Genomic DNA, 25,801 nt, shown 5'->3' with positions numbered 1-25,801 from the left:
ATGATCTCCATCAGACTTTTCCCACCTCCTCGCGCACTCGGGGCTCGGCCTCTCGGCTCCGCCCGCTCTCTTTCAAGGACACGTGCACACTATGCCGCGCGCCGCACGGACTCCAACTTTTTTTCCAACTTTTTTTGCTGACAGTTTTTGGAGATCCGTCAATGCCTGATGAAAACGCTGTCCAGCCCGTCTTTCCAGCGTTATCAGGCCCTGGGCGCACTGCTCACGATCGACAGGATCGTCGGCCCGTAGCGGTCGATCTTCCCTGGACCGACTCCGTTGATCCGCGCCAGCTCGGCCACCGACCCGGGGCGCGCCTCGGCGATCTCGGCGAGGCTCGCGTCGGTGAGGATCGTGTAGGCGGGCTTGTCCGCGTCCTGCGCCACCTCCAGGCGCCATTCGCGCAGCGCCTCGAAGAGGGCGACGTCTCCCTCCGCCGTCAGCAGGGCACGCGCCCTGCTCCGGCCGCCGCGCGCCCGGCGCGAACCGCGCGGCTCGCCGTCCGGCCAGATGCCGTCGAGGAAGCGGGTGCGCTTCCGGGTGGCCCGTCCGCCAGGGTTACGGCTGCGCGCGAACGAGACGTCCAGCCGTTCCCGTGCCCGCGTGATCCCCACGTACAGCAGGCGCCGCTCCTCGTGGACGGCCTCGTCCGTCTCCGCCAGCGAGATCGGCATCAGCCCTTCGCTCATCCCGGCGAGGAACACCGCATCCCACTCCAGCCCCTTGGCCGCGTGCAGCGACGCCAGCGTCACACCCTCGACGGTGGGCGCGTGCTGCGCCTTGGCCCGCTCCGACAGCTCGTCCACGAGTGTCGCGATCGTCGCGGGTGCATCGTCCCCGCCCCGGGCCGCGGCCAGCTCGTCGGCGAGCGCCACGAGAGCCTGCATCGAGTCCCAGCGCTCCCGTGCCGCACCGCGGGCCGAAGGCGGCTCGGCGGCCCAGCCGGCTGCGGCGAGAACGTCCCGGACCTGTTCGGGCATGGTCAGGTCCGGATCGGCGGAACGGGCCGCTCCACGCAGCAGGACGATGGCGTCACGGACCTCCTTGCGCTGGAAGAAGCGTTCCCCGCCGCGGACCAGATAGCCGACCCCCGCTTCGGCGAAGGCGGCCTCGAACGCCTCCGACTGTGCGTTCGTGCGGTACAGGACGGCGATCTCGCTGGCCGGAACGCCGGACTCGATGAGCTGGGCGGCACGGGCCGCGACCGCGGCCGCCTCGGCCTCGTCGTCGTCATGGGTGCTGAACGTGACGGGCGGGCCGGGCTCGCGCTGGGCGACCAGCTCCAGCGCCTGCGCGGCGCCCCGGCCGGCCCGGCGCAGGAGCTCGTTGGCAAGCCCCACGACCTGCGGGGTCGAGCGGTAGTCACGGACGAGGCGGATCTCGGCGGCGTCCCGGAAGCGCCGCCGGAAGTCCAGCAGGAAGCGCGGAGTGGCACCGGTGAAGGAGTAGATCGTCTGCGAGGGGTCACCGACGACGCACAGCTCCTCGCGCCCGCCGAGCCACTGGTCCAGCAGGAACTGCTGCAGGGGTGAGACGTCCTGGTACTCGTCGACGACGAAGTGGCGGTACTGGCCACGGACCTCGTCGGCGACCGCCTTGTGGCTGTTCAGCATGTCGGCGAGCATGAGCAGGACGTCCTCGAAGTCGATGGCGTCCCGCTCGGTCTTCACCTCTTCGTACATGGTGACCAGGCGCGCGATCGTCTGGCGGTCGTAGCCCGCGGGCGCGTCACGACCACGGGCGGCGGCGACCCGCTCGTAGTCCTCGGCGGTGATGAGACTCACCTTGGCCCACTCGACCTCCGAGGAGAGATCGCGCACGGCGACCCGGTCGACCGACAGCCCGAGCCGCCGTGCGGACTCCGCGACGAACTGCGCCTTGTGCTCGACCAGACGGGGTGGCGCTCCCCCGACGACCCGCGGCCAGAAGTACGCCAGCTGGCGCAGAGCGGCGGCGTGAAAGGTACGCGCCTGCACGCCCTGCACCCCGAGGCCGCGCAGACGGGTACGCATCTCCCCCGCCGCCCGCGCGGTGAAGGTGACGGCCAGCACGCCGTTCGGCCGGTACGCACCGGTGGCCACGCCATAGGCGATGCGGTGTGTGATGGCACGCGTCTTGCCCGTGCCCGCTCCGGCGAGCACGCACACCGGCCCGCGCAGCGCGAGAGCCACCTCGCGCTGCTCGGGGTCGAGCGCGTCGAGGATCGAGTCCGGATGAATCGGGCCGTTCGGGGAGTTGGAGAGAGTAGGCGCGTGCGTCACCATGACACGAGATTCTGTCAGGAGACCCTGACAGCGACAGCACCGACATCGGTGACAGCACCGACGCTCCCGTCGTCGTACACCATGAAGGAGACGAAAAGATGACCGAGACCACCACGCCGGTTCCCGCCGAAGGGACCGTCCTCATGTACTCGACCACGTGGTGCGGGTACTGCCGGCGGCTGCGAACGCAGCTCGACTCGGAGGGCATCGGCTACGAGGTGATCGACATCGAGGAGCGTCCCGAGACCGCGTCGTTCGTCGAGCAGGTCAACGGCGGAAACCGCACCGTGCCGACGGTGGTCTACCCGAACGGCGCGGCGGCAACGAACCCGTCGCTGGCGGACGTCAAGCTGGCACTCGCCAACTGACGGCACGGCGGCCGGGTGGCCGGGATACGAACGGACCCGGCCACCCGGCCGTCGTCGTTCCCGATGGTTCTCCGGGCTGCTCCGGGGGCCCGCCCCGTCCTGGAACGGGCCCGGCCCCGGAGCCGGTCGTTCGCAGGATCGACCCGGCACAGGAGCGGCAGGCAGAGGAGCGGCAGGCACAGAGGCGGCAGGCCCAGGAGCGGCCGGCGCGGGAGCGGCTCAGTCCTCGATCCGGCCGCCGTACCAGTCCTCGATGAGGGAGCGGGCGATCGAGACGCGCCCGGACAGGTGGAGGGTGCCGTCCGCACGGGCCGCCGACAGCTCGGCACGGGTGAACCAGCGCAGCTCACTCACCTCGTCGCCGTCGGGCCGCAGCTCGGTGGTCCGGGCACGGGCGTGGAACCCGAGCATCAGGGAGGCGGGCATCGGCCACGGCTGGCTCGCCCGGTACTCGACCTCGCCGACGACCACCCCGGCCTCCTCCATCGCCTCTCTCGCCACCGCCTGCTCGGCGCTCTCGCCGGGCTCCACGAACCCGGCCAGGACCGACATGCGGCCGGGCGGCCAGGCCGTACCGCGGCCGAGGAGCAGCCGGTCGTCGTCGTCGACGATGGACATGATCACCGCCGGGTCCGTCCGGGGGTAGTGGTCCAGGTTCTCCTGGACGCACCGGCGGATCCAGCCGGCCTCCGCAGGCTCGGTCGGCTTTCCGCAGCGCGGGCAGTGGGCGGCACGGTCGTGCCAGTTCGCGAGTGCGACGGCTTCCACGGCCAGGCCGGTGGTCAGGACGTCGCCGGAGTCGGCGAGATCGCGCGGGGTGATCCAGGCGAGATCACCGGGCAGCTCGGCCTCGTCGGGTGGCACGGCACGCGCGAGGTACGAGACGTCGCCGGCCTCGCCGAGGAAGTAGTGCTCGGTGCCGCCCGCGCCGTCCGCCGCCCTGCCCCCTTCCGGCCCTCCGACGACGACGGCGGCCTCCTGGGCGGAGAGCAGCGCCGGGGTGCGCCCGGTCGCGGCCACCCGTCCGGCGTTCACCAGGAGCACCCGGGTCGCGGGGCGGGCGAGCAGCTCGTCGAGGAGGCCTGGCTTGGTGCGCCGATGAGCGGCACGGTCGTGCGCGGCGTGCGCGAACGGGAGTTCCAACATGGACCGACCGTATCCGGCGGCGGCCGGCTCACACGGTCGACAGGTCCCTGACGGGCACGCCGATCTCCTGCGGCCGGCGGCCCCGGACGGCGCGACGGCCTCCGGCCGGGTCCGTCTCGACCGCAGGCTGCTCCCCGACCTCGGACGCCGCACGGCGCGGATCGCACACGGCGGCGCCCCGGCGCAATACCGTAGGGGCGTGCCACGTACTCCCCTCGCGCTCGCCGCCCTGTCCACGGCGGCCGTACCCGGTCTGGAGGCCGCGTCGGTCCGGACCGACACCATGCCCGGCGACTACGACTCCGCCATCGTGACCAGCCAGGACAACCAGGAGTGGGTGGTCCGTGCTCCCCGGAGCATCGTCGCGGGCGCCGCGCTCGAGGCGGAGATGGAGCTGCTCGAGTCGCTGAAGCTGTACGTCGACACGGGTGTGCTGCCGTTCGTCGTACCGCAGATCGCCGGGTACGCGCTGCTGCCCGAGGGCGGGCGCGCGGTGGTGCACCGGCGGATCGTCGGCGAGTGGCTCGACGTCGAGACCCTCGCCCCGGGCCCCGGGCTCGCCGCGGACCTGGGCCGGGCGATCGGCGCGATCCACGAGCTGCCCGCGTCCGTGGTGGAGGGCTGCGGGCTGCCGAGCTACGCCGCTGCCGAGTACCGCGACCGCCGCATGTCGGAGGTGGACGAGGCGGCGAAGACCGGGTTCATCCCCCCGAACCTGCTGCAGCGCTGGGAGGCCGCGCTCGAGGACGTGTCGCTGTGGAAGTTCCAGCCCGTGGTGGTGCACGGCGACCTGGCCGCCGACCAGATGCTGGTGGACCGGGGGCGCGTCGTGGCGATCTCCGGCTGGTCCGAGGCCAAGGTCGCCGACCCTGCCGACGATCTCGCCTGGCTGCTCGTGGCCGCACCCGTCGAGGCCGCGGACTCCATCATGGAGGCCTACCAGCTGCGCCGCACGGAACTCAGCGATCCACGGCTGCAGGACCGGGCGCTGCTGGTGGGCGAGCTGGCACTGGCGCGCTGGCTGCTGCACGGCGTCCGGCACCGGCTCCCCGAGGTGGTCGAGGACGCCACCACCATGCTCCGCGACCTCGACGAAGCAACCCGCGAAGAGGGGTAGCAGGCATCTGACCTGCACGAACTTGGAATCCGGGGGCAACGGGACGGCCTCGTGCAGCGTCCAAGACGGTATGAGACACACACCGAGGAAGTTTCCGTCCGTCATCCTGACCGCCGGCCTCGCGGCCGGTCTGACCGTGGGGGTCGCGGCGTCCGCCGCCGCCCGGCCGGCGGCGCCCGCCTGTGCCGCCACGAGCACCGTGACCGTGCCGAGCCAGGCGTACGGTGGCCCGCCCACCTGCGAGCCCACCACCGATCCGATCGACCTCGGCGAGCCCACGCCGGGGGCCACCGACGACTGGCAGACCACCGAGACCAACGGCGTCGGTTACGCGGTCCCGGCCGACTGGACCGGACACGCCATCGAGGGCGACGGAGGCAGCGGGCACGAGTGGGAGTCCCCCGACATCGCGGTGTCCGACGAGTTCGGCGACCTGCACTGGCGGATCCTCGTCCAGTCGCCCTTCGTGTCCCAGGTGATGCCGGTCCCGGACGAGCTGAACGACATCGGCTTCCACGCCTCGTACATCGAGGTCGAGGGCGCCTCGGAGGCGGTGCTCGTCGCCTCGCAGGGCGGGCACTGGGCCGATTCGTCGGTCGAGGCCATCGACTTCGAGGTCTACGTCCAGTCCGGGAGCACCGGCGTCGTCACCCGCTTCATGGGTGAGCTCCCGGGTGGCGCGGAGGGGCAGTTCCTCCTGGACAACTTCGTCCCGACGATCCAGCCCTGACCCGTTCCTGACGGGCCTGCCCCGCGCAGGCCGCGCGGCCCGGCACGTGCCACCAGGCGGAGCACGACGGCCGGGCCGCGCGAGCGCCTCCCCTGGCGCATCAGCTCCCGCGGATCAGCTCCTCCAGTTCCGGCTCGGTGAGCAGGCGCTCCGGGCGGACGGTCGTGTCGGAGCCCAGGTAGCAGAACGCGGCGCTCACCCGCTCCAGGGGCAGCCCCGTCCATCGGGACCACGCCAGCCGGTACACGGCGAGCTGTACCTCACGCGCCGCGCGCGCCTCCCGGTCCTGAGGCTCGCGCCCGGTCTTCCAGTCGACGACGACGACGCTCCCCGGCACCCCGTCGGGATCGGGGAAGACCGCATCCATGCGGCAGCGCAGCATGACCCCGGCCACCGGCGTCTCGACGTCCGCCTCCACCGCGATCGGCGTGCGCGAGGCCCACTCCGAGCGCAGGAACGTCTCCCGGAGCTTCGCCAGGTCGGTGTCGGCGGACAGGTCGTCACCCTCGGCGCCGGGCAGGTCGTCGACGTCGAGCAGGGAGGCCGACCGGTAGAACTGCTCCACCCACGCGTGCAGCTGGGTGCCGCGCCGCGCGTGCACGGTGGGCTGCGTCGGGACAGGGCGCCGGAGCTGAAGGGTGAAGTCGTCCCGGTCGGCGGCAAGGCGCACCAGGCCCGATGCGGAGACGTGCGCGGGGAACTCCACGAGGCCCCGGTCACGCTCCGCACGCTCGCTCAGCAGCATCGCCGCCAGTTCGACCAGGTCGTTCCCGGCGACGTCGCGCAGGACGCCGGCGGGGGCGGTCAGCGGGTCCGACGGCCGTTCCTGCGTGTCCGACGACGCCTCGGCGGCCAGGGCGTCCGCCTCCTGGTCGACCAGCGCCGCCGTGGCGCGAAGCACCTCCCGCACGGACGGTGCCGGTGCCGTGGCCGTCCGCCCGCCCGGCTGCGCGATCCCCGGCCGCGCGTGCTCGTCCGGCTCCGGCGCCGCGTCGGGCGCCCCGTCCGGCACGCCGCTCCCGCGCGGGGCGACTCCGGCACCAGGGCCGGCATGGCCGTCCCCGCCCGGCCACACGGCCGTCTCGACGACCAGGTCGCGCGGGTTCTCCGCATCGGGGTCCGGGGGCGCGACCCAGCTCTCCGTGGTCACGAGACCGGCGGTGGCCAGCTCCTCCAGGAACACCGACACGGTGCGCGGCCGGGTCGCCGTGCCCCACCAGGAGCCGGTGAGCAGCAGGTCGCGGCGCGCCCGCGTGAAGGCCACGTAGGCGAGCCGTCGCTCCTCCGCCAGCCGGTGGGCGCCGCAGTCCTCCCTGAACTCCTCCCGCAGCGCCACCAGCTCCTTCGTGTCCGACGCCGCCTCCCACCGGAACGCGGGCAGGTCCTCGGCGTCGCCGCGCAGGTGGTAGGGAAGCTCCCCGAGCCCGCTCAGCCAGCCGCTCGATTTCTCGCCCGACCGCGAGCCGCGGTCCCATGCCGGGAAGACACCCCCGACCAGGCCGGGCACGGCCACGACGTCCCACTCCAGGCCCTTGGCCGCGTGCGCCGTGATGATCTGGACCGCGTCCGGATCGGGCTCGCGCACCGGCATGTCGAGACCGTTCTCCCGGGTGCTCGCCACACCCAGCCAGGCGAGGAACGCGCCCAGGGTGGCCACGTCCGCCGACTGCGCGAACGACGCGGCGACGTCACGGAACGCGTCGAGGTGCTCCCGCCCGCGGTCGCTCACCGCACCGGCCGCACCGGCGCCGGCGAGCGCCGCGGCGGTGACCGCCTCCACGTCCAGGCCCAGCGCCCGCTCGGCCTGGACCACGAGTTCCGGCAGCGAGAGATACGTCAGGCCTCGCATTCCCCGCAGCACCTGGGCGAGCGCCGTCAGCCGCGCGTGTCCCGCCGGGGTGAGGACGCGCCCGTCCCGGGACGCCTGCCCGGGCTCGGGAAGGGCGTCGAGGGCGTCGACGATGGAACGATGGTCGACGACGTCCCCCTCGACGACGGTGACGTCGTCGGGCCCGGGGCCGTCGGCGGGCTCACCGGCCGGATCCTCCTGCGGCTCCCCGTCCTGGACAGGCGTGCCGGTCCGGCGCGGGTCGTCCTCTCGGGCGATGTCCGCCGCCCACGATCCCAGGGCGAGCAGGTCGGCGGCGCCGAGGTGGACGCGTGGTCCGGTGAGGAGACGCAGGAGCGAGTCGCCGCGCGACGGGTCGTGGGCGGCCTCCAGCAGCGCGACGACGTCGACCACCTCCGGGGTGGTGAGGAGTCCGCCGAGCCCCACGACCTCGACGGGCAGCCCCGCGGAGCGCAGCGCGACCTCGACCGCGGTGAACTGCGAGCGTGCGCGGCACAGCACGGCCGCGGTGACGCGCCCGCCCGGCGCGCTGCCGGGGCGCCAGCGGGCGGCCACCCACTCGGCGACGGCGGCGGCCTCCTCCTCGGCGGTCGCGGCGACGTGCGCGTCCACTCGGCCGTGGCCGGCGCCGGGCCTCAGGTCGAGGGGTGGCACGTGCACTCCGGAACCGGAGCCGCGGGCCGCGCGCAACGGTGCGGCCGCGACGTTCGCCGCGGCGAGCACCGCGGCGTCGTTCCGCCACGAGGTGGAGAGGTAGTGCACGGGTGCGACGACGCCGTCGTCCCGGCGGAACCGTTCGGGGAAGCGGGCGAGTCCGGAGGCCGAGGCGCCGCGCCAGCCGTAGATGGACTGGTGGGGGTCTCCGACGGCGATCACGGGGTGCCCGTCGCCGAACAGTCCCGCCAGCAGTTCGACCTGGGCGTAGGAGGTGTCCTGGTACTCGTCGAGCAGCACGACGGCGAACCGGGAGCGTTCCGCCTGGCCGACGGCGGGAACGGAGCGGGCGAGCTCGGCTGCGAACGCGACCTGGTCCCCGAAGTCGAGGGTCTCCGCGACCCGCTTGCGACGTCGGTACTCCACCACCAGGTCGACGAGGCGGGCGCGCTCGGCCACCGAGCCGATGAGCTGCTCGACGTCCTTGGCGCGCTTGCGCTGTCTCTCGCCGAGCGGGATCGAGTCCAGGTGGTCGGCCATGGCGTCGAGGCGGGCGCGGGCACCGGCCGGGTCGAGCAGGTGCTCGCCCAGCGCGCCCGACAGCGTGACAACGGCCGCCGTCACGGTGCTGACCGCCTTGTCCGTTCCCAGGTCCTCCGCCCAGGACTCCACGACCTGCGACGCGAGCTGCCACTGCTCGGCCTCTCCGAGCAGGCGTGCGCTGGGCTCGACGCCCAGCCGCAGGCCGTGGTCGCCCACGAGCCCGGCCGCGTAGGCGTTGTAGGTGGCGATGGTGGGACGTTCGATCGCCAGGTCGCCTGCGCCCGGAAGAGCCTCGCCCGACTCCTCGCCGAGCGCGCGGGCGAGCTGGGCCAGACGGGTGCGGACCCGCTGGGAGAGCTCACCGGCGGCCTTGCGGGTGAAGGTCAGGCCGAGCACCTCCTCGGGTGAGACCAGCCGGTTGGCGATGAGCCACACGACCCGTGCCGCCATCGTCTCCGTCTTGCCCGATCCGGCGCCCGCGACCACCAGGGCAGGCTCCAGCGGCGCCTCGATCACGGCGGTCTGCTCGTCGGTGGGCTCGGGCCGGCCGAGCAGCCGTGCGATGGCGCGGGCGGTCAGCCGCGGACGGCCGGCCTCCGACAGCGCCCGGTCCTGGGTCCGGCGCAGGTGACCGGCCGCGTCGTCGCCACGCGTCAGGTAGGGGTCGTCGTCGATGGCGAAGTCGTCACCGAACAGGGCGTCCTGGCTCACTCGACCACCTTGCGCCCTTCGGGCTGCAACGGGCAGGAGCGACGCACCGAGCACATGTCGCACAGCTTGTTGCGCTGTGCCGCGAAGCTGTCCGACGCCATCGTGTCCGCCGCCTGCTCGACCACGTCGCGCGCCCACGACTCGCCGTCCGGTCCGGGTGCGAGCGCGGGCTGGTCGCGGACCGTCGCGCCGGTGGTCGGCGTGCCGACGTACACCAGGCTCGCGCCCTTGCTGACCGTGCCGCCGGGCAGGTCGAGCGCGTCCTGCTCCACGGCGAGCTGGTAGGCCCCGAGCTGGGAGTTCTCCGCAGACTCCGCCTTCGACTGCGCCGACTTGCCGGTCTTCAGGTCCGCGACGCGGACCCCGCCGTCGCCGGCGTCCTCGACCCGGTCGATCTGGCCGCGCAGCCGCGCCCGTCCCACGCGCAGGTCGAAGTCGGCCTCCACGAGCAGCGGCTCGCCGGAGCCTGCCAGGTAGGCGGCCAGGCGCTCGACCATCTGCTCGGCACGCCCCCGCAGCTGCCGGGACGGCCAGCCCTCGGGCAGGGCGAGCTCGGGCCAGCGCCGGTCGAGCTCGGCCTTCAGCTCGTGCAGGGAACCCTGCGGCATGTCCTGCGCGATGGAGTGCAGCAGGGTGCCGAGGCTCTGGTGGGTCGCGTCCGGCGCCGTGCCTCCGGCCGCCTCGAACACCCAGCGCAGGGCGCACGTCGTGACCGTCTCCACCTTCGACGGGGAGACCGTCACCGTCTGGCGCGGCCCCCACAGCGGCGCGTCGCTGGACGCTCCGGCCACGCCGTACCAGGTGGTCGGGTCGGCCTCCGCGATTCCGGCCGCCGCCAGGTCGGCCAGCAGCCGGGCCGCCGCGCGTGCGGACGGGTCGTGCCCGGAGGGTTCCTGTCCCTCCGGCGCCCCACCGGGTATCGCCGCGGGCCGCTGCTCCTCCGACGCCGCACGCGGCTGCGCGCCGTCACGGGGTCTCGCGCCGCCCGCAGTGACCGCCCGCACCAGCTCCGCGCGCGCCGCGGCGACGACCCCACGCAGGTCGAGCGGCGGGCCGACGACGGTGCGGCGCGGATCGGGACCGTCGCCGTCGTCGTCGCGCGGGGAGATGAGGTCGCAGAAGACACTCGGTGCGTCCTCGGTGTCCTCGACAGCGGTCACGAGCAGCCGGCGCCGGGCACGGGACGTCGCGACGGCGAACGCGCGCAGCTCGTCCGCGAGAACCTGGCGGCGCGCCTCCGCCCCATGCACCCGGGCGTCGTCCGCACGCCCGGCGTACAGCTCGACCAGCGCCTGCGAACCGAGCAGGGAGTCGCGCAGCCGCAGATCGGGCCAGACCCCGTCCTGGACGCCGGCCACCACCACGACGTCCCACTCGCGCCCGGCCGCTCCGGCCGGGGTGAGTGCCTCGACGGCACCCGCGCCGGAACCGGACGCCGCCAGCGAGTCCGCCGGGAGGTCCTGCGACTCCAGGTAGTCCACGAACGCCGACACCGGCGCCCCCGGCATGCGGTCCACGAACGTCTCCGCGGCGCGGAACAGCGCGAGCACGGCGTCGAGGTCCCGGTCGGCGCGCAGCGCTCCGGGCCCGCCTCCCAGGGCGTACTTGCGCCAGCGCTCCGCGAGGCCGGTGGCGGCCCAGACCGCCCACAGCACCGTCTGGGCCGTCGCGCCGGGCTCGGCCGCGGCGGTTCGGCCCGCCGCGAGCACGGTGGCCACCTGGACGGGCGCACGACGCACCGGCTCGGGGAGCAGACCGGCCCGGGCCGGGTCCCCCAGCACCTCGACCAGGAGCGCGTCCGAGGTGCGGCCGCCGCCGTCCGCCAGTTCTTCCGACCGCAGCGCGCGGCGCAGGCGGCGCAGCGCGACGGCGTCGAGCCCGCCGACCGGCGAGGTGAGCAGGAGGGCCGCCGTATCGGCATCGAGCGCACCGGACGCCTCGCCGTCGATCTCCGAGGCGATGAGTGCCTCCAGACTGCCGCGAGGCGCACCGGCGGCCACACGGGCGGCCGCGAGCAGGGGCGCCACCGCCGGCTCGTCCCGCAGCGGCAGGTCCGAACCGAGGAGCGCCACGGGGACCGAGGCCGACGCCAGCTCCCGGCGCAGCGCGCCCAGCCGCGTGCCGCTGCGCGCGATCACCGCCATGCGTTCCCACTGAGTGCCGAACAGGAGATGCTCGGCCCGCAGCTCGCGGGCGATCCACGCGGCCTCCTGCGCCGGGCCCGGCAGGATGGCCACACGCACCGCCGCGGACTCGGCCTCCCGCACCGCCGCGGACTCGGCCTCCCGGGCGTCGTCGTCCCGTTCGTCCCGCGGCCGGGAGGCCGCACGACGGTGCAGCGCGCTCGCCAGGACCGGAACCCTGCCCGTCACGGCACGCGTGACCTCGCGGAGCGCCGCATCCTGGCGCCACGCCGTGCCGAGCACGACCGTCGCCGCGTCGAACGCCCCCACCGGTCCCGGGCTCCCGGCGGCGCGCCCCACCAGCCCGGGCGCCGCGCCGCGGAAGCCCTGCACCGCGCTGTCCGGATCGCCCAGGAGCACGAGCCGGGCGCCGTCGTCGTGCAGCACGTGCAGGAAGCGGGCGGTGGCGGCGGTCGCCTCCTGGTAGTCGTCCACCACGATTAGGTCCCACGTGGGACGGGGCAGTCCGGGCAGGTCCTGCTCCCAGGACCGCAGCGCGTGCGTCGCCTCGTCGACGACCACGGCGGGGTCGTACCGCGCGCCGGCGTCGGGCGTCCCCGACCGCAGCGTCATGACGTCGAGATACTCCTCGTAGAGCTTGGCGGCCATCACCCACTCCGGCCGGTCGTGCGCCCGGCCCAGACGGTGCAGCTCCACGGGGCCGAGCCCGCGTTCCGCGGCGCGCATCAGCAGGTCACGCAGCTCCTGACGCAGGCCGCGCAGCGACAGGGAATCGGCCGGGAGGCCGGGCGGGAGCTCGAGTCCCGTGCCCTGTCCGACGGCATGCCCGGCGAGCAGCTCGGCCAGGATCAGATCCTGCTCCGGGCCCGAGACCAGGGTGGGCAGCGGTGCGTCGAGCGCGAGTTCCCGGGTACGCAGGATCGAGAACGCCGCGGATGCCACGGTACGCACCATGGGTGCCCCGACCGTCCGGCCCGCCCGCGCGGCGACATCGTCTCGCATCCTCGCCGCGGACCGTCGCGACGCCGCCAGGACCAGTACCCTCTCCGGCGCCGTGCCGGCCCGCAACGCCTCGACGGCCACCTGCGCGGCGACCGTCGTCTTCCCCGTTCCCGGGGCGCCCGCCACCAACGTGACCGGCCGCGACGACGCTGCCCCGACGGCCTCGGACTGGGTGTCGTCCAGCGCACGGGCGTCCCTGCCACGCGGGCCCTGCCCGGGTGGCACCAGCCGGAGTCTCGGGAATGCTGTCGTCACGCGCAGCATCCCATCACGAGACACTGACACCGCGCTGTCCACGCAGGCCGTCCGGCGTGTGCCGCCCGGAAGCCGCCGCCGGCAGGGAGACGTACCGCGGCGCGGACAGGGCGCGGGCAGCGCGAGGAGACCGCCCGTCGGGGGAAGGTCCGGTCAGCCCCTGCCCGGCGCCGGCCACGGCTCCGGGCGGCAGCCCTGTGTCGACAAGGTCTGCTGCACCATGACCGTGGCCTTCTTCCCCTTGCCGGCGCACTGGTCGTGCGGATGCCCGATGACGTGCCCCACCTCGTGGTTCACGAGATACTGCCGGTATCGCACGTCGCTGTTCCAGGCATCGGAACCGTGTGCCCAGCGCCCGAAGTTCAGCACGACCGAGCCGACCACCCCGCACGAGAGCGTCCCACCGGTGTCCAGCGGGCTGCACAGCTCGTCCGTGGTCCGCGGGCCGGCCAGCACGATGCGGAAGTCGTAGTCGTCGGCGTCCGTCCGCGCGAACGTCACGCCGTCCACCGACGACCAGCCGCGGTCGTCGTTCAGCGTCGTCATCACCGCATGGGCGAACACCGCTCGGTCGACGGGAAGCCCCTTCTCCACGACGACCCGCACCGTGAACACCCTGCCGTCACCCGGGGCGTCTTCCTTCCCTTTCACTGTGCGAAGCTTCCCGGAGGTGTTCCTCGGCACCTCGACGTCGTCGAACAGCCCGGAGCCCTCGTCCGGCGTGGGGCTCGGCGCGGGGGCCCGCCGGGCCGCCCGCTCGGGTGTCGGGGCGCCGAGCGCCCCCGTGCCCGAACCGTCGTCCGGCCGGCCGTCGTGCACCGCTCCGGACGACGGGGCCGCCGCGGCCTCGGCCGCCGCGCCTCCCCTGCCCGGCGCCTCGTCCGGCCCCGTGACGCGTTCCAGGATGCCCCGGACGGCGACCACCGACTCGTCCGGGCTCTGGTACGCCATGACGGCGGCACCGGCGCCCACACCCACCGCCAGCACGAGCACGAGTGCCACGACCGAACGCCCGGGGCGGGGAGTCTTCTGCACGAGCAACATCGTGCCACGAGGTCACGAACAGGTCACGTACGGTGCGGGCGTGACCGCGCGCGGCGACGCGCCGCGCATCGGCCCTCGGCGAAACCGCGCGGTCCGCGGCGCCCACCGTGGTTAGGATCGCGACGAGCCGGGATCCCCCGGCGACCCGCCGCCCGTCCGGGCACGTGAAGGAGTGAACGTGGAAGTCACCATCGGTGTGCAGCACCTGCCGCGCGAGGTCGTCGTCGAGACCGAGGAGGCTGCCGACGCGGTCGCGACCGCTGTGAGGAAGGCGCTGCCCGACGGCGTCCTGGAGCTCACCGACGCGCGCGGCCGCCGCGTCGTCGTCCCCGCCCGGCACATCGGCTACGTCGAGATCGGCACCGAGGAACAGCGGAAGGTCGGGTTCGGCTCGCTCTGACGCGCCGAGGGACGCGCAGACCTGCCGGGGAGCGCGCGATGCACCAAAGGGCGCGGCGGACGGGGGCCGGGAAGCGCGGCACCCGCCCGCGGCGGACCACGGGGAAGGTCGCACAGCCCCGACGTGACGAAGGACCCACCCGGGCGGGGGCGGCCGGCGAACGCGTGCTCGCCCCCCACCGCCGGGCGGTGCTCCGGATCCGGTCAGGCCAGGCCCGTGACCAGTCCGGCGGCCGCCGGCCGTCCGGCCCGACCGCACCAGGGCCGCACGGCGCCGCGTGCGGACGGCTTCGCGGAACGGCGCCGCCGGGCCCCGGCCACGCGGCCCGCGATAACGACGCGGAAACCTCGACCGCGTACCATGAGCCACGTAATCGGTTGCCCGGTCGTCCTGTTCACGACTTCCGACTCCGCGCTCCGGCCGTCCGGCCGCCCCGCGGTACGCGTAGCCCGCGGCGCCACGACGGCGCCCGGCCCGCGACGAATATTCACGATCGGCTGCCACACGAACGGCGCGTGCCGATCGCCCGCAGGGGGCCAGCTGCCGCGCCGATGATGAGATGAAGGCGCCAGTGACCACCACAGACAGCCCGGCCGCGAACACGGCCGAGACCGTTTCCGATTCCCCCGACCTCAGCACGCCCTCCGCGATCCAGGCACAGGACGTCACCTTCGCGGACTTCGGCGTCCGCGAGGAGATCGTCGACGCCCTGCGTGACTCGGGCATCACCCACCCGTTCCCCATCCAGGCGATGACGCTGCCGGTCGCGATGAGCGCCCACGACATCATCGGCCAGGCCAAGACCGGTACCGGCAAGACGCTGGGCTTCGGCGTTCCGCTGCTGCACCGCATCGTCGCCCCGGGCGAGGAGGGCTACGACCAGCTCGTCGCCCCCGGCAAGCCGCAGGCCGTCGTGGTCGTGCCGACCCGTGAGCTCGCCGTGCAGGTCGCGAACGACCTGACCACGGCCTCGGCGAAGCGCTCGGTGCGCATCGTGCAGGTGTACGGCGGGCGCGCCTACGAGCCGCAGATCGAGGCGCTGAGGAAGGGCGTGGACGTCGTGGTCGGCACGCCCGGCCGCATGATCGACCTGATGAACCAGGGCCACCTGACGCTGCTGCGCGCCGGCACGGTGGTGCTGGACGAGGCCGACGAGATGCTGGACCTCGGGTTCCTGCCCGATGTCGAGAAGATCCTCGCCCGCACCCCCGCCCAGCGGCACACGATGCTGTTCAGCGCCACGATGCCGGGTGCCGTGGTGAGCATGGCCCGCCGGTACATGAAGCAGCCCACGCACATCCGTGCGGCCGACCCGGACGAGGGCGCCACCGTCAAGAACATCGCGCAGGTCGTGTACCGGGCGCACGCACTGGACAAGGTGGAGGTCCTGGCGCGGCTGCTGCAGGCCACCGGCCGCGGACGCACCATCGTGTTCGCCCGCACCAAGCGCACCGCGGCCAAGGTGGCCGACGAGCTGCGCGACCGCGGGTTCGCCGCCGGCGCGATCCACGGCGACCTCGGCCAGGGCGCCCGCGAGCAGGCGCTGCGCGCCTTCCGCAACGAGAAGATCGACGTGCTCGTCGCCACCGACGTCGCAGCCCGCGGCATCGACGTCGACGACGTCACCCACGTGGTCAACTACCAGTGCCCGGAGGACGAGCGCACCTACCTGCACCGCACCGGCCGTACCGGCCGCGCAGGGAACAAGGGCACGGCCGTCACGTTCGTGGACTGGGACGACATCCCCCGGTGGAAGCTGATCGACAAGGCCCTCGAGCTCGGCATCCCCGATCCCGTCGAGACCTACTCCACGTCCCCGCACCTGTACTCGGACCTCAGCATCCCCGAGGGCACGAAGGGGCGCCTGCCCCAGGAGAAGCGCGTGCTCGAGGGCCTCGAGGGCGAGCGGCTCGAGGACCTCGGCGAGACCGGGAAGCGTGCCGGTTCGGGCGGCCACAGCCGTGGCGGCCGAGGCGGTGCCCCCGCCGGCGGCGGCCGGGGCCGGAGCGGTCGCCCCGGCAACGGTTCGAGCGGTCGTGCACGCAGCGGTGCCGCGCCGGAGGGCCGGAACGGCGCGCCCGCTGACGGCACGCGCGCCGCGGACCACGCGGCTGCCGGTACAGCGGCTGCCGGTACAGGGGATGCCGACGGCACGGCCGGCCGTCGTCGTACCCGGAACCGTCGCCGCACGCGCGGCGGCCGGCCGGCCACTCCGCCGCAGGAGAGCTGACGACCTCATCCGGAACGCGGCCGGGGTGCCGGCCGCGTTCCGTCGCGTCCGGAGCGTGACCGTGCGAGACCGGAGAGGAATACGATCCGTCCCATGCATGCCTCGTTCGTCGCTCCGCTCTGGCAATGGGAAGCCAGGACCGAGTCCTGGTGGTTCGTCTCCGTCCCGGCCGACGTGTCGGACGAGCTGGCCGACCTCCCGGTCCCCCCGCGCGGCTTCGGGTCGATCCGGGTCCGGGTCACCGTGGGGTCGACCACCTGGCAGACGTCGGTCTTCCCGTCCGACCGGGAGCGCGGCTATGTCCTGCCGATGAAGAAGGCGGTCCGCACCAAGGAGTCGCTGACGCCCCGGGAACCGGTCGCGGTCACGCTGGAGACCGTGGACCTCTGACGGCATTCAGCGCCCGGCCAGACTCAGCGCCCGGCCCGCCACCGGGGACCGCCCCTGCGGTCGCCCGCCGTCGAGACACGGCTGCCCGACGACGCCGGAGGCCTACGGCCGCGTCAGTGCCCGAGCAGCAGCTCCGGGTCGGTCACGAACTGCGTCACCGCCGTGGCGATCATCTGCACCGCGATCGCGGCCAGCAGGACACCGGCGATCCGCGTGACCAGGGTGACGCCGTCGTCCCGCAGGACACGCTGGATGATGTTCGCGAACCGCATCGACAGCCACACGCACACGTGTACCGCCACGACGGCAGCACCGATGACCGCCCAGGACGCGAGGGTGGCATGCTCCTCGACGAACACCATCACCGCCACGATCGTGCCCGGCCCCGCCAGCAGCGGGGTACCGAGCGGCACCATGGCGACATTGGTGTTCGCGGACGCCGACGGCTCCTCGGCCTTGCCCGTCAGCAGCTCCATCGCCACGAACAGCAGCAGCAGGCCACCGGACGCGCGCAGCGCGGGCAGCGAGATGCCCATGTACGCGAGCACGTACTTGCCGAACACCGCGAAGATGACGACCACCAGGAACGACACGAGGATCGCCTGACGCGCCGCCCGGTTGCGGCGCTTGTGGTCCATGCTGCTGGTCAGGCCCAGGAACACCGGCACCGTTCCCGGCGGGTCCATGATGACGAACAGCGTCACGAAGACCGTCGCGAACAGCGCGAGCAGCTCGTTCATGCCTGCTCCCCCGCACCGCTCCCCGAGGTGGCCCCGCCGCCGCGCGACGATGCCTCGGTGGCGTCCGCCACGCCACCGCCCGGGCTGTCCGGCCACAGGACAGGAAGCGCACCCTGCGTCTCGATCTCGGCCAGCGCCTCCGGCGAGGTCGTGTTCTCCCCGATCCGGTTCGTCTTCCCCCGGCCGTGGTAGTCGCTCGAACCGGTCACGAGCAGTCCGAGCTCCTCCGCCAGGGCCGACAGCCGCTGACGCGTGCGCTCCTCGTGGTCGCGGTGCGCCACCTCCAGCCCGGCGAGCCCCGCGGCGGCCAGCTCGGCGATCGTCTCGTCGGGAACGATCCGCCCGCGCCCGTCCGCCCCCGGATGAGCGAACACGGGAACTCCCCCGGCCTCGCGCACCAGCCGCACCACCTCAGCGGCGTCCGGGGCGTAGTGGGGTGCGTAGTACCGGCTTCCCGTGCGGAGCATCGTGGCGAACGCCTCGTCGCGGTCGGCCACGACGCCGGCGGCGACCAGCGCGTCGGCGAGGTGGGGCCGCCCGATGGTGGTGCCGGGCTCGGTCTGCGCCAGGACGTCCTCCCAGGTGATCGGGTAGTCCTCGGCAAGCAGTCCCGCCATCCGCTCCGCCCGCGTCGCGCGGGAGGTGCGAGTCCTGTCGAGTTCGGCCCGCAGCCCGGCGTGACCGGGATCGTGCAGGTAGGCGAGCACATGCACGCCCACGGGGCGGCCGCCGACGAGCGCGTGCGCCGAGATCTCCATGCCGCGCACGAGGGCGATGCCCCCGAGGTCCGCCGCGGCGGCTGCCTCGGCCCAGCCGGCGGTGGTGTCATGGTCGGTCAGCGCGACGACGGTGAGACCCGCGGCAGCAGCGACCTTCATCACCTGCGCCGGGGTATCGGTACCGTCCGACGCCGTGGAGTGGGTGTGGAGGTCGATCACGGACCGAGTCTAGAGTTACCGGGCCTCGCGCGGTTCCGCCGTGGGCGTGACGTCCGGCACGCCCCGGCCGCCCGCGCGGTGGGCGTGACGTCCGGCGCGCACCCGGTCTTCACAACGACTGCGCCCGCAGGACGCCCACCGGACAGATCGCTGCCGCACCATGGTTGTCATGGATCTCGATCCCGCACCGGCGCCTGCGCAGGCGCCCGTTCCACCCGCCGTGGTCTTCGTGCACGGCATGCGCACGTCGTCGGCGATCTGGCGGGAGCAGCTGACTCACGTACACCGCCTCGGCCACGACGCGACCGCCGTCGACCTCCCCGCGCACGGCGCCCTGCACGGCGAGAGGTTCACGATGCCGCGCGCCTTCGAGGTGATCGACGACGCCGTCGCGGCCTTCGGTCCGGACCGCCCGGTCGCCGTCGTCGGCCTCAGCCTCGGCGGCTACACCACGCTCGCGTGGGCGGCGCGGCGGACCCCGCACACCAGCCGCCTCGCGGGCGTGATCGCCGTGGGCTGCACCTCCGACCCGAAGGGCAAGCCGGTCGCGCTGTACCGCGACCTCGCGCAGGGCTTCGTGAACACCGTCGGCGGCGCCCGCACGGCCATGTCCAGGATGTCCGACATCCTCCGTGCCACCTCCCCACTCGGGCGCTCCGCGCAGCTCGTGGCGCCCGCGCCCGGCGGCGCCGATCTTCGGAAGGTCGCCGTCGCGCCCGGTCAGAGCGCCGAGATCCACCGGCCGGGCTGGCGCGTGGTGACCGACGCGCTGACGCACCTGGCGGGGCGGTCGTCCCTGGCCGACCTGCGCCGCGTCGACGCCCCCGTGTGGCTCGTCAACGGTGCGCGGGACGCCATGCGGCTCGAGGAGCGGCGGCACCTGCGGGCAGCCCAGGACGCGGCACTCGTCGTCGTCCCGGGCGCCGGCCACGACGTGAACACCGACGACCCGACGTCGTTCAACCAGGTCCTGACCCGCGCCCTGGCGGCGTTCTCCGCGCCGCGAACCGTCTGAGGGGGCGACGGCCGGGTCCGGAAGGCCTGGTCGGGCGCCGCACGCCGGCCCTGGCCGGGCGGGCCCGGTGGCGGGCAGGTTCCGGGGGCATGCACCCGGGTGCGAGACTGATCGCATGAGCGAGAACACCACCTCGTCCGATCAGTCCATCGAGGAGCGGGGATCCAACCGCTCGCAGCGCCCGGTGTCCCAGGCATTCAAGGACTTCGTGATGTCGCAGTGGGCGCCGCGCGGCGACCTGGGCGTCACGCCGTCCCGCGCCGTGCCGTTCACCGCCGACCGCCGTGCGGCACTCTCCGGCCGGCTGCCCGGTGCGCGGCTGGTGATCCCGGCCGGCCCGCTGCGCACCCGGTCCAACGACACCGACTACCGGTTCCGCCCGCATTCCGCGTTCGCCCACCTCACCGGCCTCGGGACGGACCAGGAGCCGGACGCGGTGCTGGTGCTGCACCCGGTCGAGGAGGGAACCGGCGACCCGGGTGCCGACGGGACGCCGTCGAACCACCACGCCGTGCTCTACGTGCGCCCGCTGGCGCCCCGCGACAACGAGGAGTTCTTCGCGGACGCCCGCTACGGCGAGTTCTGGGTGGGCGCCCGGCCGTCCCTGGCCGACGTCGAGACGCTGACGGGCATCGAGGCCCGGCACGTCGACGAGCTGAAGGACGCCCTGGCCAAGGACGTCGGCGGGAACGGCGTCGTGCTGCTGGTCGTGACCGGCGCGGACGAGGAGGTCGAGACGCTGGTCGAGGCCATCCGCGCCGAGGCCGGCGTGGACCTGGCCGAGCGCGCGGAGGCCGAGACCGCGGACGCGCAGGCTTCCGGGTCCACGGCCGCGCTGGACGAGGCCACGCTGGTCGGCACCGCGCTGGACGGCACCGTGCTGGACGGCACCGTGCTGGACGACGCCGTGCTGGACGACGCCGTGCTGGACGACGCCGTGCTGGTCGAGGCGACCTCTGAGATCCGGCTGCTCAAGGACGACCTGGAGGTCGAGGAGCTGCGCGAGGCGGTCGCGCGCACGATCGAGGGCTTCGAGGCCGTGGTGCGCGAGCTGCCGCGGGCCGTGGCGCACCGGCGCGGAGAGCGGGTCATCGAGACGACCTTCGACGCGAACGCCCGCCTGGAAGGCAACGCGGTGGGCTACGAGACGATCGCGGCCGCCGGCGACCACGCGACGACCCTCCACTGGATCCGCAACGACGGTGAGGTGCGCGAGGGCGACATGGTCCTGCTCGACGGCGGCGTCGAGGTGGACTCCCTGTACACCGCGGACGTGACCCGAACGCTCCCCGTGACGGGCGAGTACACGGACGTGCAGCGGCGCATCTACCAGGCCGTGCTGGACGCGGCCGACGCCGCGTTCGCGGTCGCGAAGCCGGGCGCGAGGTTCCGGGACGTGCACGCGGCAGCCATGGAGGTCATCGCCGCTCGGCTGGAGGAGTGGGGCCTGCTGCCCGACGGCGTGACCGCCGCGGAGTCGCTCGACGAGGACGGACAGCAGCACCGGCGCTGGATGGTCCACGGCACCAGCCACCACCTGGGGCTGGACGTGCACGACTGTGCGCAGGCCCGCCGGGAGATGTACCTGGACGGCGTGCTGACACCCGGGATGGTGTTCACGATCGAGCCGGGCCTCTACTTCAAGGCCGACGACCTCGCCGTGCCCGAGGAGTACCGCGGCATCGGCGTCCGCATCGAGGACGACGTGCTGATCACCGCCGACGGCCACGAGAACCTGTCCGCGGGTCTCCCCCGCGAGCCGGAGGCCGTGGAGGCCTGGATGGCGTCACTGCGCGGCTGAGCACGGGCCTGCGGGGCTGGGTGGCCAGCCTGCGCGGCTGAGCACGGGCCTGCGCGGCTGGGTGGCCATCACGGGCCGTGTGGTCGGTCGTTTGGCGTGTGGTCGGTCAATCACTTGACCGACCACACGCCAAACGACCGACCACACGCAGCCCCGACGACGGAGGAAGTTCTCACCAGGCCGGCGGGAGGAGCGGGTCCGGGCGGGCACCGCGCCTGACGTCCGGCGGCAGGAGAGGCAGCACCCGGTTGGCGATGTCGTCAGGATCATGCCGGTCGTGCTTCGTGACCCGCACCAGCCGCACCCCGGTCTCGATGATGGCGTCACCGCGGCGCTTCTCCCGCATGAGTTCCTGCGCTCCCGAGTGGTCCGGCGCGAGGACCGCGTCGCGATACTTCACCAAGCCGTCGAACTCGACGACGACGCGCCATTCCGGCCAGCCCATGTCGCACCGGTAGGAGCCCAGCCGGGTGGGCACGACGACCTGCGTCGCCGGGGTCGGGAGTCCCGCCCTGACGAGCACATATCTCACCCATGACTCCCAGTGGGATTCCGCACCTGGATCGGCGATCTCGATCACGCGACGTGCTGCTCGCGTCCCGCGACGGTCCGGGCGCGCCTCCAGGTCGTCCAGCAGGTCCTCGCGAGCGACGCCGTCGGCGAGCGCGCTGTCCACGATGACCAGCGCCTCGACGGGGCGCATGGTCAGCGCGCAGTCGACCGCGGTACGCACCTTGGACGTCACGGGTATCCCCTGGTGTTCCGCGTGCTGGTCCGCGGGGAGGTTCCGGTGGTGGACGACATCCGACGCGGCGTGACCAGATGCCCGGTACCGCTGATAGAGATGCGTCAGGTCGGGCAGGTCCCAGACGCGCCAGCCCCAGAGGACGGCCGCGCTGACGTGACTGACGAAGTGATCGGCACGTGTGCGGCGATGAACCGCCACGATCTGCGCCAGAGCGGCAGCCTCGTCCCGGCGCGGCGCAGGACGCCGTTGCGCCTCCGGTTGCGGCACCTCGACGTAGGCTCCTCGGCGCACACGCTCGATCGCCCCCGCACGCAAGGCCTTGGCGATACGGTTGCGATCGTTGTGTCTCGTCTCGATGATCTGCGGTAGCGGCAGCGCGTTGGTCGTCACCCACCGCAGGCTGGCACCTCGATACGAAGACGTCTGGCCGCTCCCGCCTCTCCTGTGCACGAACCCGTTCTTCCACAGGAGTGCGTCGCGATCGGTCCCACGTCTGTGGTCGGTCGTTTGGCGCGTGGTCGGTCAATCACTTGACCGACCACACGCCAAACGACCGACCACAGATCGGTGGACCCCCACGAGATCAGTGGCCGTCAGGAGATCAGTGGACCGTCAGGAGATCAGTGGACCGCCACGAGGGCGGTGGACCGCTGCGCAAGCGGCGGGAGGCTATGAGTTCTGCGGGTCGTCGCTTCCCAGGCGTTCGTCTGGCTCCGGGCGCTTCTCGTCGTCCTCCGGGCGCATGGCACCGTAGCGGGGCTTGCCCTCCGGGGTGACGAAGCGAGGATCGGGCTTCCGCGGCGCCGGAGGCGTCTCGGCCGGCGCCTGCTCGCCGGTGGGTGTGCCCGCCATCGCGCCCGCACCGGCGTCGGACACTCCCGAGGCAGCCGAGCCCTGAGCCGCCGCGCCGAACCCCGAGCGTCCCGCCCCCGGAACCGGGCTCCCCGACGGCCGCCCCACGCCGCTCGGGGACTCCAGCAGCATCGCCCTCGCGTCCGAGGCGTGGTCGTGCGCGCACAGGATCGCGTACGTCGCCGCCACGATCTGGGACGACGACGTGAAGTCACGCCGACCACCGGTGAACGCGTAGGACAGCACGCTGAACAGCAGCCCGAACCCGGCACCGAGCCCGATGCCCACGAACAGCACCCCGCCACCGCCGTTGCCGGCGAACAGCGTGAGCAGCAGGCCCACGAACAGACCGAACCAGGCGCCGGACAGCACACCCGCGAGCGCGACGCGGCCGTAGGTGAGACGTCCGGTGACACGCTCGACCATGCGCAGGTCGGTGCCGACGATGGTGACGTTCTCGACGGGGAACTTGTGGTCGGACAGGTAGTCGACGGCCTGCTGCGCCTGGAGGTAGGTCGGGTATGCGGCGACCTCGTCTCCGGCGGGCAGGGTGGGGACCTTGGGGATCGCGCCCGGGCGGGACATGCTCATACGTTCAGTCTCCCCTACTCGAATGTCTGCCGCGACAACGCCGGGAACCCCGCCAGGGTTCCCGGCCCTCGACGCCCGCCCCACGTCACGAGCCACCCGGTGCCGCGCCACCGGGCTCGACGCCACCACGGTCCCGGCGTCACGACCGTCCCGAGGCCACGTCAGTCCCGGCGTCACGACGGTCCCGAGGCCACGACGGTCCCGGCGTCACGACGGTCCCGAGGCCACGACGGTCCCGGCGTCACGACAAGCTTGCCCGCGGCCCTACCCGTAGCCTGACGGACATGAGCACCGACACGGTCTTCGTGGCCCGCCTGGCCGGTACGGCGGTCTTCGACCCGATCGGGGACCAGGTGGGGCGGGTGCGTGACGTGGTGGTGCTGATGCGGACCAACCGGCCGCCGCGTGCGACGGGTCTGGTCGTGGAGGTTCCGGGGCGGCGGCGCGTGTTCCTTCCGCTGACACGCGTCACGAGCATCGGCCCCGGTCAGGTGATCAGCACGGGCCTGGTGAACATGCGCCGGTTCGAGCAGCGGACCATGGAGTCGCTGGTGCTGGGTGAGCTGTTGGACCGTCGCGTGCGGTTCACGGACGGGTCGGGGGAGGCCACGGTCGAGGATGTCGCGATCACGCGGCAGCGCACGGGCAACTGGCTGGTGGACCAGTTGTTCGTACGACGGCGGCCCGAGCGGGTGGCGCCGTTGTCGCTGCGCCGCAGGGGATCGACGCTGACGGTTCCGGTCCACGCCGTGACGGGCCTGGCACGGACCGACGTCGACCAGGGGGCCGCCCGGCTGCTGGAGGCGTACGAGAACATGCGTGCCGCCGACCTCGCCGATGCCCTCCACGAGCTCGGTGCCGCCCGGCGTGTCGAGGTGGCCCGCGCGCTGAACGACGAGCGTCTGGCCGACGTCCTGGAGGAGATGCCGGAGGACGACCAGGTCGCGATCCTCACGGAGCTCGACACGGATCGTGCGGCGGACGTGCTGGAGGCCATGGAGCCCGACGACGCGGCGGATCTCCTCAACGAACTGCCGGACACGCAGGCCGACGATCTGCTCGCCCTCATGGCGCCCGAGGAGGCGGCGGACGTACGCCGGCTCCTGGAGTACGGCGAGGACACGGCCGGTGGTCTGATGACGACGGAGCCGGTCGTCCTGGGGGCGGACGACACGATCGCGATGGCGCTGGCGCAGCTCCGGCGCAAGGAGCTGCCTCCGGCCCTGGCCGCGATGGTGTTCGTGGTGCGTCCGCCGATGGAGACTCCGACGGGCCGGTTCCTCGGCGTGGGGCACTTCCAGCGGTTGCTGCGCGAGCCGCCGCACGCGTCGGTGGCGTCGGTGCTGGACTCGGACTCGCACTGGTGGCTGACCCCGGACGCACCGGTGGGGCGGGTGACGCGCCTGATGGCCGCCTACGACTTCCTCGCCCTGCCCGTGCTGGACCCGGAGCGCCGGCTCCTGGGCGTGGTGACGGTGGACGACGTGCTCGACCACATCCTCCCCGACGACTGGCGCGAGTCCCACGACGAAGATGTCGTCCCGGAGCCTGCCAGGCCGGCACGGCCGGATCCGCGGGGCCTCCGCACGCGGCAGAGCCGGGGCGGCGCGCGACGCGACATGCACGGACACGACGGGCGGGACCACGGCACGCAGGACCAGAGCGGGCAGGACCAGGACGGGAGGGAGCCCCGTGGCTGATCGTCTCGACCGGCCGAAGGCCGCCGGGTTCCGCCGCCCTCGTCTCGACCCGGACCTCGTGGGCAAGGGCGCGGAGACGTTCGCGCGGTTCATGGGAACGGGCCAGTTCCTCATGTGGATGACGCTGTTCGTGATCCTCTGGGTCACGCTCAACGTGCTCGCGCTCTGGAGCCTGCGGTGGGACCCCTACCCGTTCATCCTGCTCAACCTGTTCTTCTCGGTCCAGGCGTCCTATGCGGCTCCACTGATCCTGCTCGCGCAGAACCGCCAGGACGACCGCGACCGCGTCCTCGCCGAACAGGACCGCAGGCGGGGCGAGCGCGCCCTGGCGGACACGGAGTACCTGGCACGCGAGATGGCATCCCTGCGCATGCTCCTGAGCGAGGTCGCCACCCGTGACTACGTCCGCTCGGAGCTGCGCGGCCTGCTGGAGGAGTTGGAGGCGCGACAAGGCCGGAACGGCGACGCCGAACCGGAGCACCCGGCCCGCTGAGGCCGGCACTCGTCCGGCGATCGGCCTCCCGCTGCCCCGGCCCGGAGCCCCCTCTTCCTGCCGTTGACCTTCCCGC

General features: G+C 73.4%; 19 protein-coding genes. 10 read left to right on the top strand and 9 right to left on the bottom strand.

What is annotated here, in order from left to right; translation table 11 throughout:
* Positions 1–203: 203 nt before the first annotated feature.
* Positions 204–2,264 carry an ATP-dependent DNA helicase UvrD2 gene (locus HGK34_RS00695; RefSeq protein WP_201844641.1) on the bottom strand — a complete coding sequence of 687 codons (2,061 nt, stop codon included), beginning with the start codon at positions 2,262–2,264 and terminating at the stop codon, positions 204–206.
* Positions 2,265–2,362: 98 nt separating this feature from the next.
* On the opposite strand from HGK34_RS00695, the gene HGK34_RS00690 reads away from it, so the two are divergent.
* The gene (locus HGK34_RS00690) at positions 2,363–2,632 is read left to right on the top strand and encodes a mycoredoxin (RefSeq protein ID WP_201844640.1); all 270 of its coding nucleotides are present in this window, start codon (positions 2,363–2,365) and stop codon (positions 2,630–2,632) included.
* A 219-nt stretch (positions 2,633–2,851) separates the two neighbouring features.
* Here the strand turns inward: HGK34_RS00690 and nudC are convergent, their stop codons facing one another.
* Positions 2,852–3,778 carry an NAD(+) diphosphatase gene (gene nudC / locus HGK34_RS00685; protein ID WP_201844639.1) on the bottom strand — a complete coding sequence of 309 codons (927 nt, stop codon included), beginning with the start codon at positions 3,776–3,778 and terminating at the stop codon, positions 2,852–2,854.
* Between the two features lie 199 nt (positions 3,779–3,977).
* On the opposite strand from nudC, the gene HGK34_RS00680 reads away from it, so the two are divergent.
* Positions 3,978–4,895 carry a phosphotransferase gene (locus tag HGK34_RS00680; RefSeq protein ID WP_201844638.1) on the top strand — a complete coding sequence of 306 codons (918 nt, stop codon included), beginning with the start codon at positions 3,978–3,980 and terminating at the stop codon, positions 4,893–4,895.
* A 70-nt stretch (positions 4,896–4,965) separates the two neighbouring features.
* A complete protein-coding gene (locus HGK34_RS00675; RefSeq protein WP_201844637.1) occupies positions 4,966–5,625 on the top strand; it encodes a hypothetical protein in 660 nt (219 codons plus the stop codon).
* A 100-nt stretch (positions 5,626–5,725) separates the two neighbouring features.
* Here the strand turns inward: HGK34_RS00675 and HGK34_RS00670 are convergent, their stop codons facing one another.
* From HGK34_RS00670 to HGK34_RS00660, 3 genes are all read right to left on the bottom strand, one after another.
* A complete protein-coding gene (locus tag HGK34_RS00670) occupies positions 5,726–9,382 on the bottom strand; it encodes a UvrD-helicase domain-containing protein (RefSeq protein ID WP_372433058.1) in 3,657 nt (1,218 codons plus the stop codon).
* Positions 9,379–12,783, bottom strand: coding sequence for a PD-(D/E)XK nuclease family protein (locus tag HGK34_RS00665; protein WP_307815604.1), 3,405 nt, complete (start codon positions 12,781–12,783; stop codon positions 9,379–9,381). Before HGK34_RS00665 ends, HGK34_RS00670 begins: the two co-directional genes overlap by 4 nt.
* A 153-nt stretch (positions 12,784–12,936) precedes the next feature.
* Positions 12,937–13,818, bottom strand: a complete 882-nt coding sequence (locus HGK34_RS00660; protein WP_201844635.1) for a DUF3152 domain-containing protein — start codon at positions 13,816–13,818, stop codon at positions 12,937–12,939.
* Positions 13,819–14,005: 187 nt separating this feature from the next.
* Between HGK34_RS00660 and HGK34_RS00655 the strand changes: the two genes are divergently transcribed.
* The 3 genes from HGK34_RS00655 to HGK34_RS00645 all read left to right on the top strand — a co-directional run bounded on the left by HGK34_RS00655 (position 14,006) and on the right by HGK34_RS00645 (position 16,847).
* Complete coding sequence (locus tag HGK34_RS00655; protein WP_201844634.1) at positions 14,006–14,227, top strand: DUF3107 domain-containing protein; 222 nt, start codon at positions 14,006–14,008, stop codon at positions 14,225–14,227.
* Between the two features lie 559 nt (positions 14,228–14,786).
* Positions 14,787–16,457, top strand: coding sequence for a DEAD/DEAH box helicase (locus tag HGK34_RS00650; RefSeq protein WP_201844633.1), 1,671 nt, complete (start codon positions 14,787–14,789; stop codon positions 16,455–16,457).
* Between the two features lie 93 nt (positions 16,458–16,550).
* On the top strand, positions 16,551–16,847 hold the full coding sequence (locus HGK34_RS00645) for a DUF1905 domain-containing protein (protein ID WP_201844632.1): 297 nt from the start codon (positions 16,551–16,553) through the stop codon (positions 16,845–16,847).
* Positions 16,848–16,960: 113 nt separating this feature from the next.
* Here the strand turns inward: HGK34_RS00645 and HGK34_RS00640 are convergent, their stop codons facing one another.
* Positions 16,961–17,587: a MarC family protein gene (locus HGK34_RS00640; RefSeq protein WP_201844631.1), complete on the bottom strand. Its 627-nt coding sequence runs from the start codon at positions 17,585–17,587 to the stop codon at positions 16,961–16,963.
* Complete coding sequence (locus tag HGK34_RS00635) at positions 17,584–18,525, bottom strand: PHP domain-containing protein (RefSeq protein ID WP_201844630.1); 942 nt, start codon at positions 18,523–18,525, stop codon at positions 17,584–17,586. Before HGK34_RS00635 ends, HGK34_RS00640 begins: the two co-directional genes overlap by 4 nt.
* 169 nt (positions 18,526–18,694) lie before the next feature.
* Here HGK34_RS00635 and HGK34_RS00630 point away from each other — a divergent pair, with 169 nt between their 5' ends.
* Both HGK34_RS00630 and HGK34_RS00625 read left to right on the top strand, forming a co-directional pair.
* Positions 18,695–19,540, top strand: coding sequence for an alpha/beta fold hydrolase (locus HGK34_RS00630; protein ID WP_201844629.1), 846 nt, complete (start codon positions 18,695–18,697; stop codon positions 19,538–19,540).
* Between the two features lie 115 nt (positions 19,541–19,655).
* The gene (locus HGK34_RS00625; RefSeq protein ID WP_201844628.1) at positions 19,656–21,341 is read left to right on the top strand and encodes an aminopeptidase P family protein; all 1,686 of its coding nucleotides are present in this window, start codon (positions 19,656–19,658) and stop codon (positions 21,339–21,341) included.
* A gap of 172 nt (positions 21,342–21,513) precedes the next feature.
* Here the strand turns inward: HGK34_RS00625 and HGK34_RS00620 are convergent, their stop codons facing one another.
* Together HGK34_RS00620 and HGK34_RS00615 are read right to left on the bottom strand one after the other, a co-directional pair.
* Positions 21,514–22,479, bottom strand: a complete 966-nt coding sequence (locus HGK34_RS00620) for a type IV toxin-antitoxin system AbiEi family antitoxin (protein ID WP_201844627.1) — start codon at positions 22,477–22,479, stop codon at positions 21,514–21,516.
* A gap of 279 nt (positions 22,480–22,758) precedes the next feature.
* A complete protein-coding gene (locus HGK34_RS00615) occupies positions 22,759–23,532 on the bottom strand; it encodes a YflT domain-containing protein (RefSeq protein ID WP_244666251.1) in 774 nt (257 codons plus the stop codon).
* 284 nt (positions 23,533–23,816) lie between these two features.
* Here HGK34_RS00615 and HGK34_RS00610 point away from each other — a divergent pair, with 284 nt between their 5' ends.
* Positions 23,817–25,232, top strand: coding sequence for a magnesium transporter MgtE N-terminal domain-containing protein (locus HGK34_RS00610; RefSeq protein ID WP_201844626.1), 1,416 nt, complete (start codon positions 23,817–23,819; stop codon positions 25,230–25,232).
* Complete coding sequence (locus tag HGK34_RS00605; RefSeq protein WP_201844959.1) at positions 25,225–25,725, top strand: DUF1003 domain-containing protein; 501 nt, start codon at positions 25,225–25,227, stop codon at positions 25,723–25,725. Before HGK34_RS00610 ends, HGK34_RS00605 begins: the two co-directional genes overlap by 8 nt.
* Positions 25,726–25,801 lie beyond the last annotated feature (76 nt).

The organism is Myceligenerans indicum, assembly GCF_016742955.1.
GTDB lineage: Bacteria > Actinomycetota > Actinomycetes > Actinomycetales > Cellulomonadaceae > Myceligenerans > Myceligenerans indicum.
The sequence above is the reverse complement of the archived record's forward strand: the minus strand, read 5'-3'. Positions and strand labels throughout refer to the sequence as shown.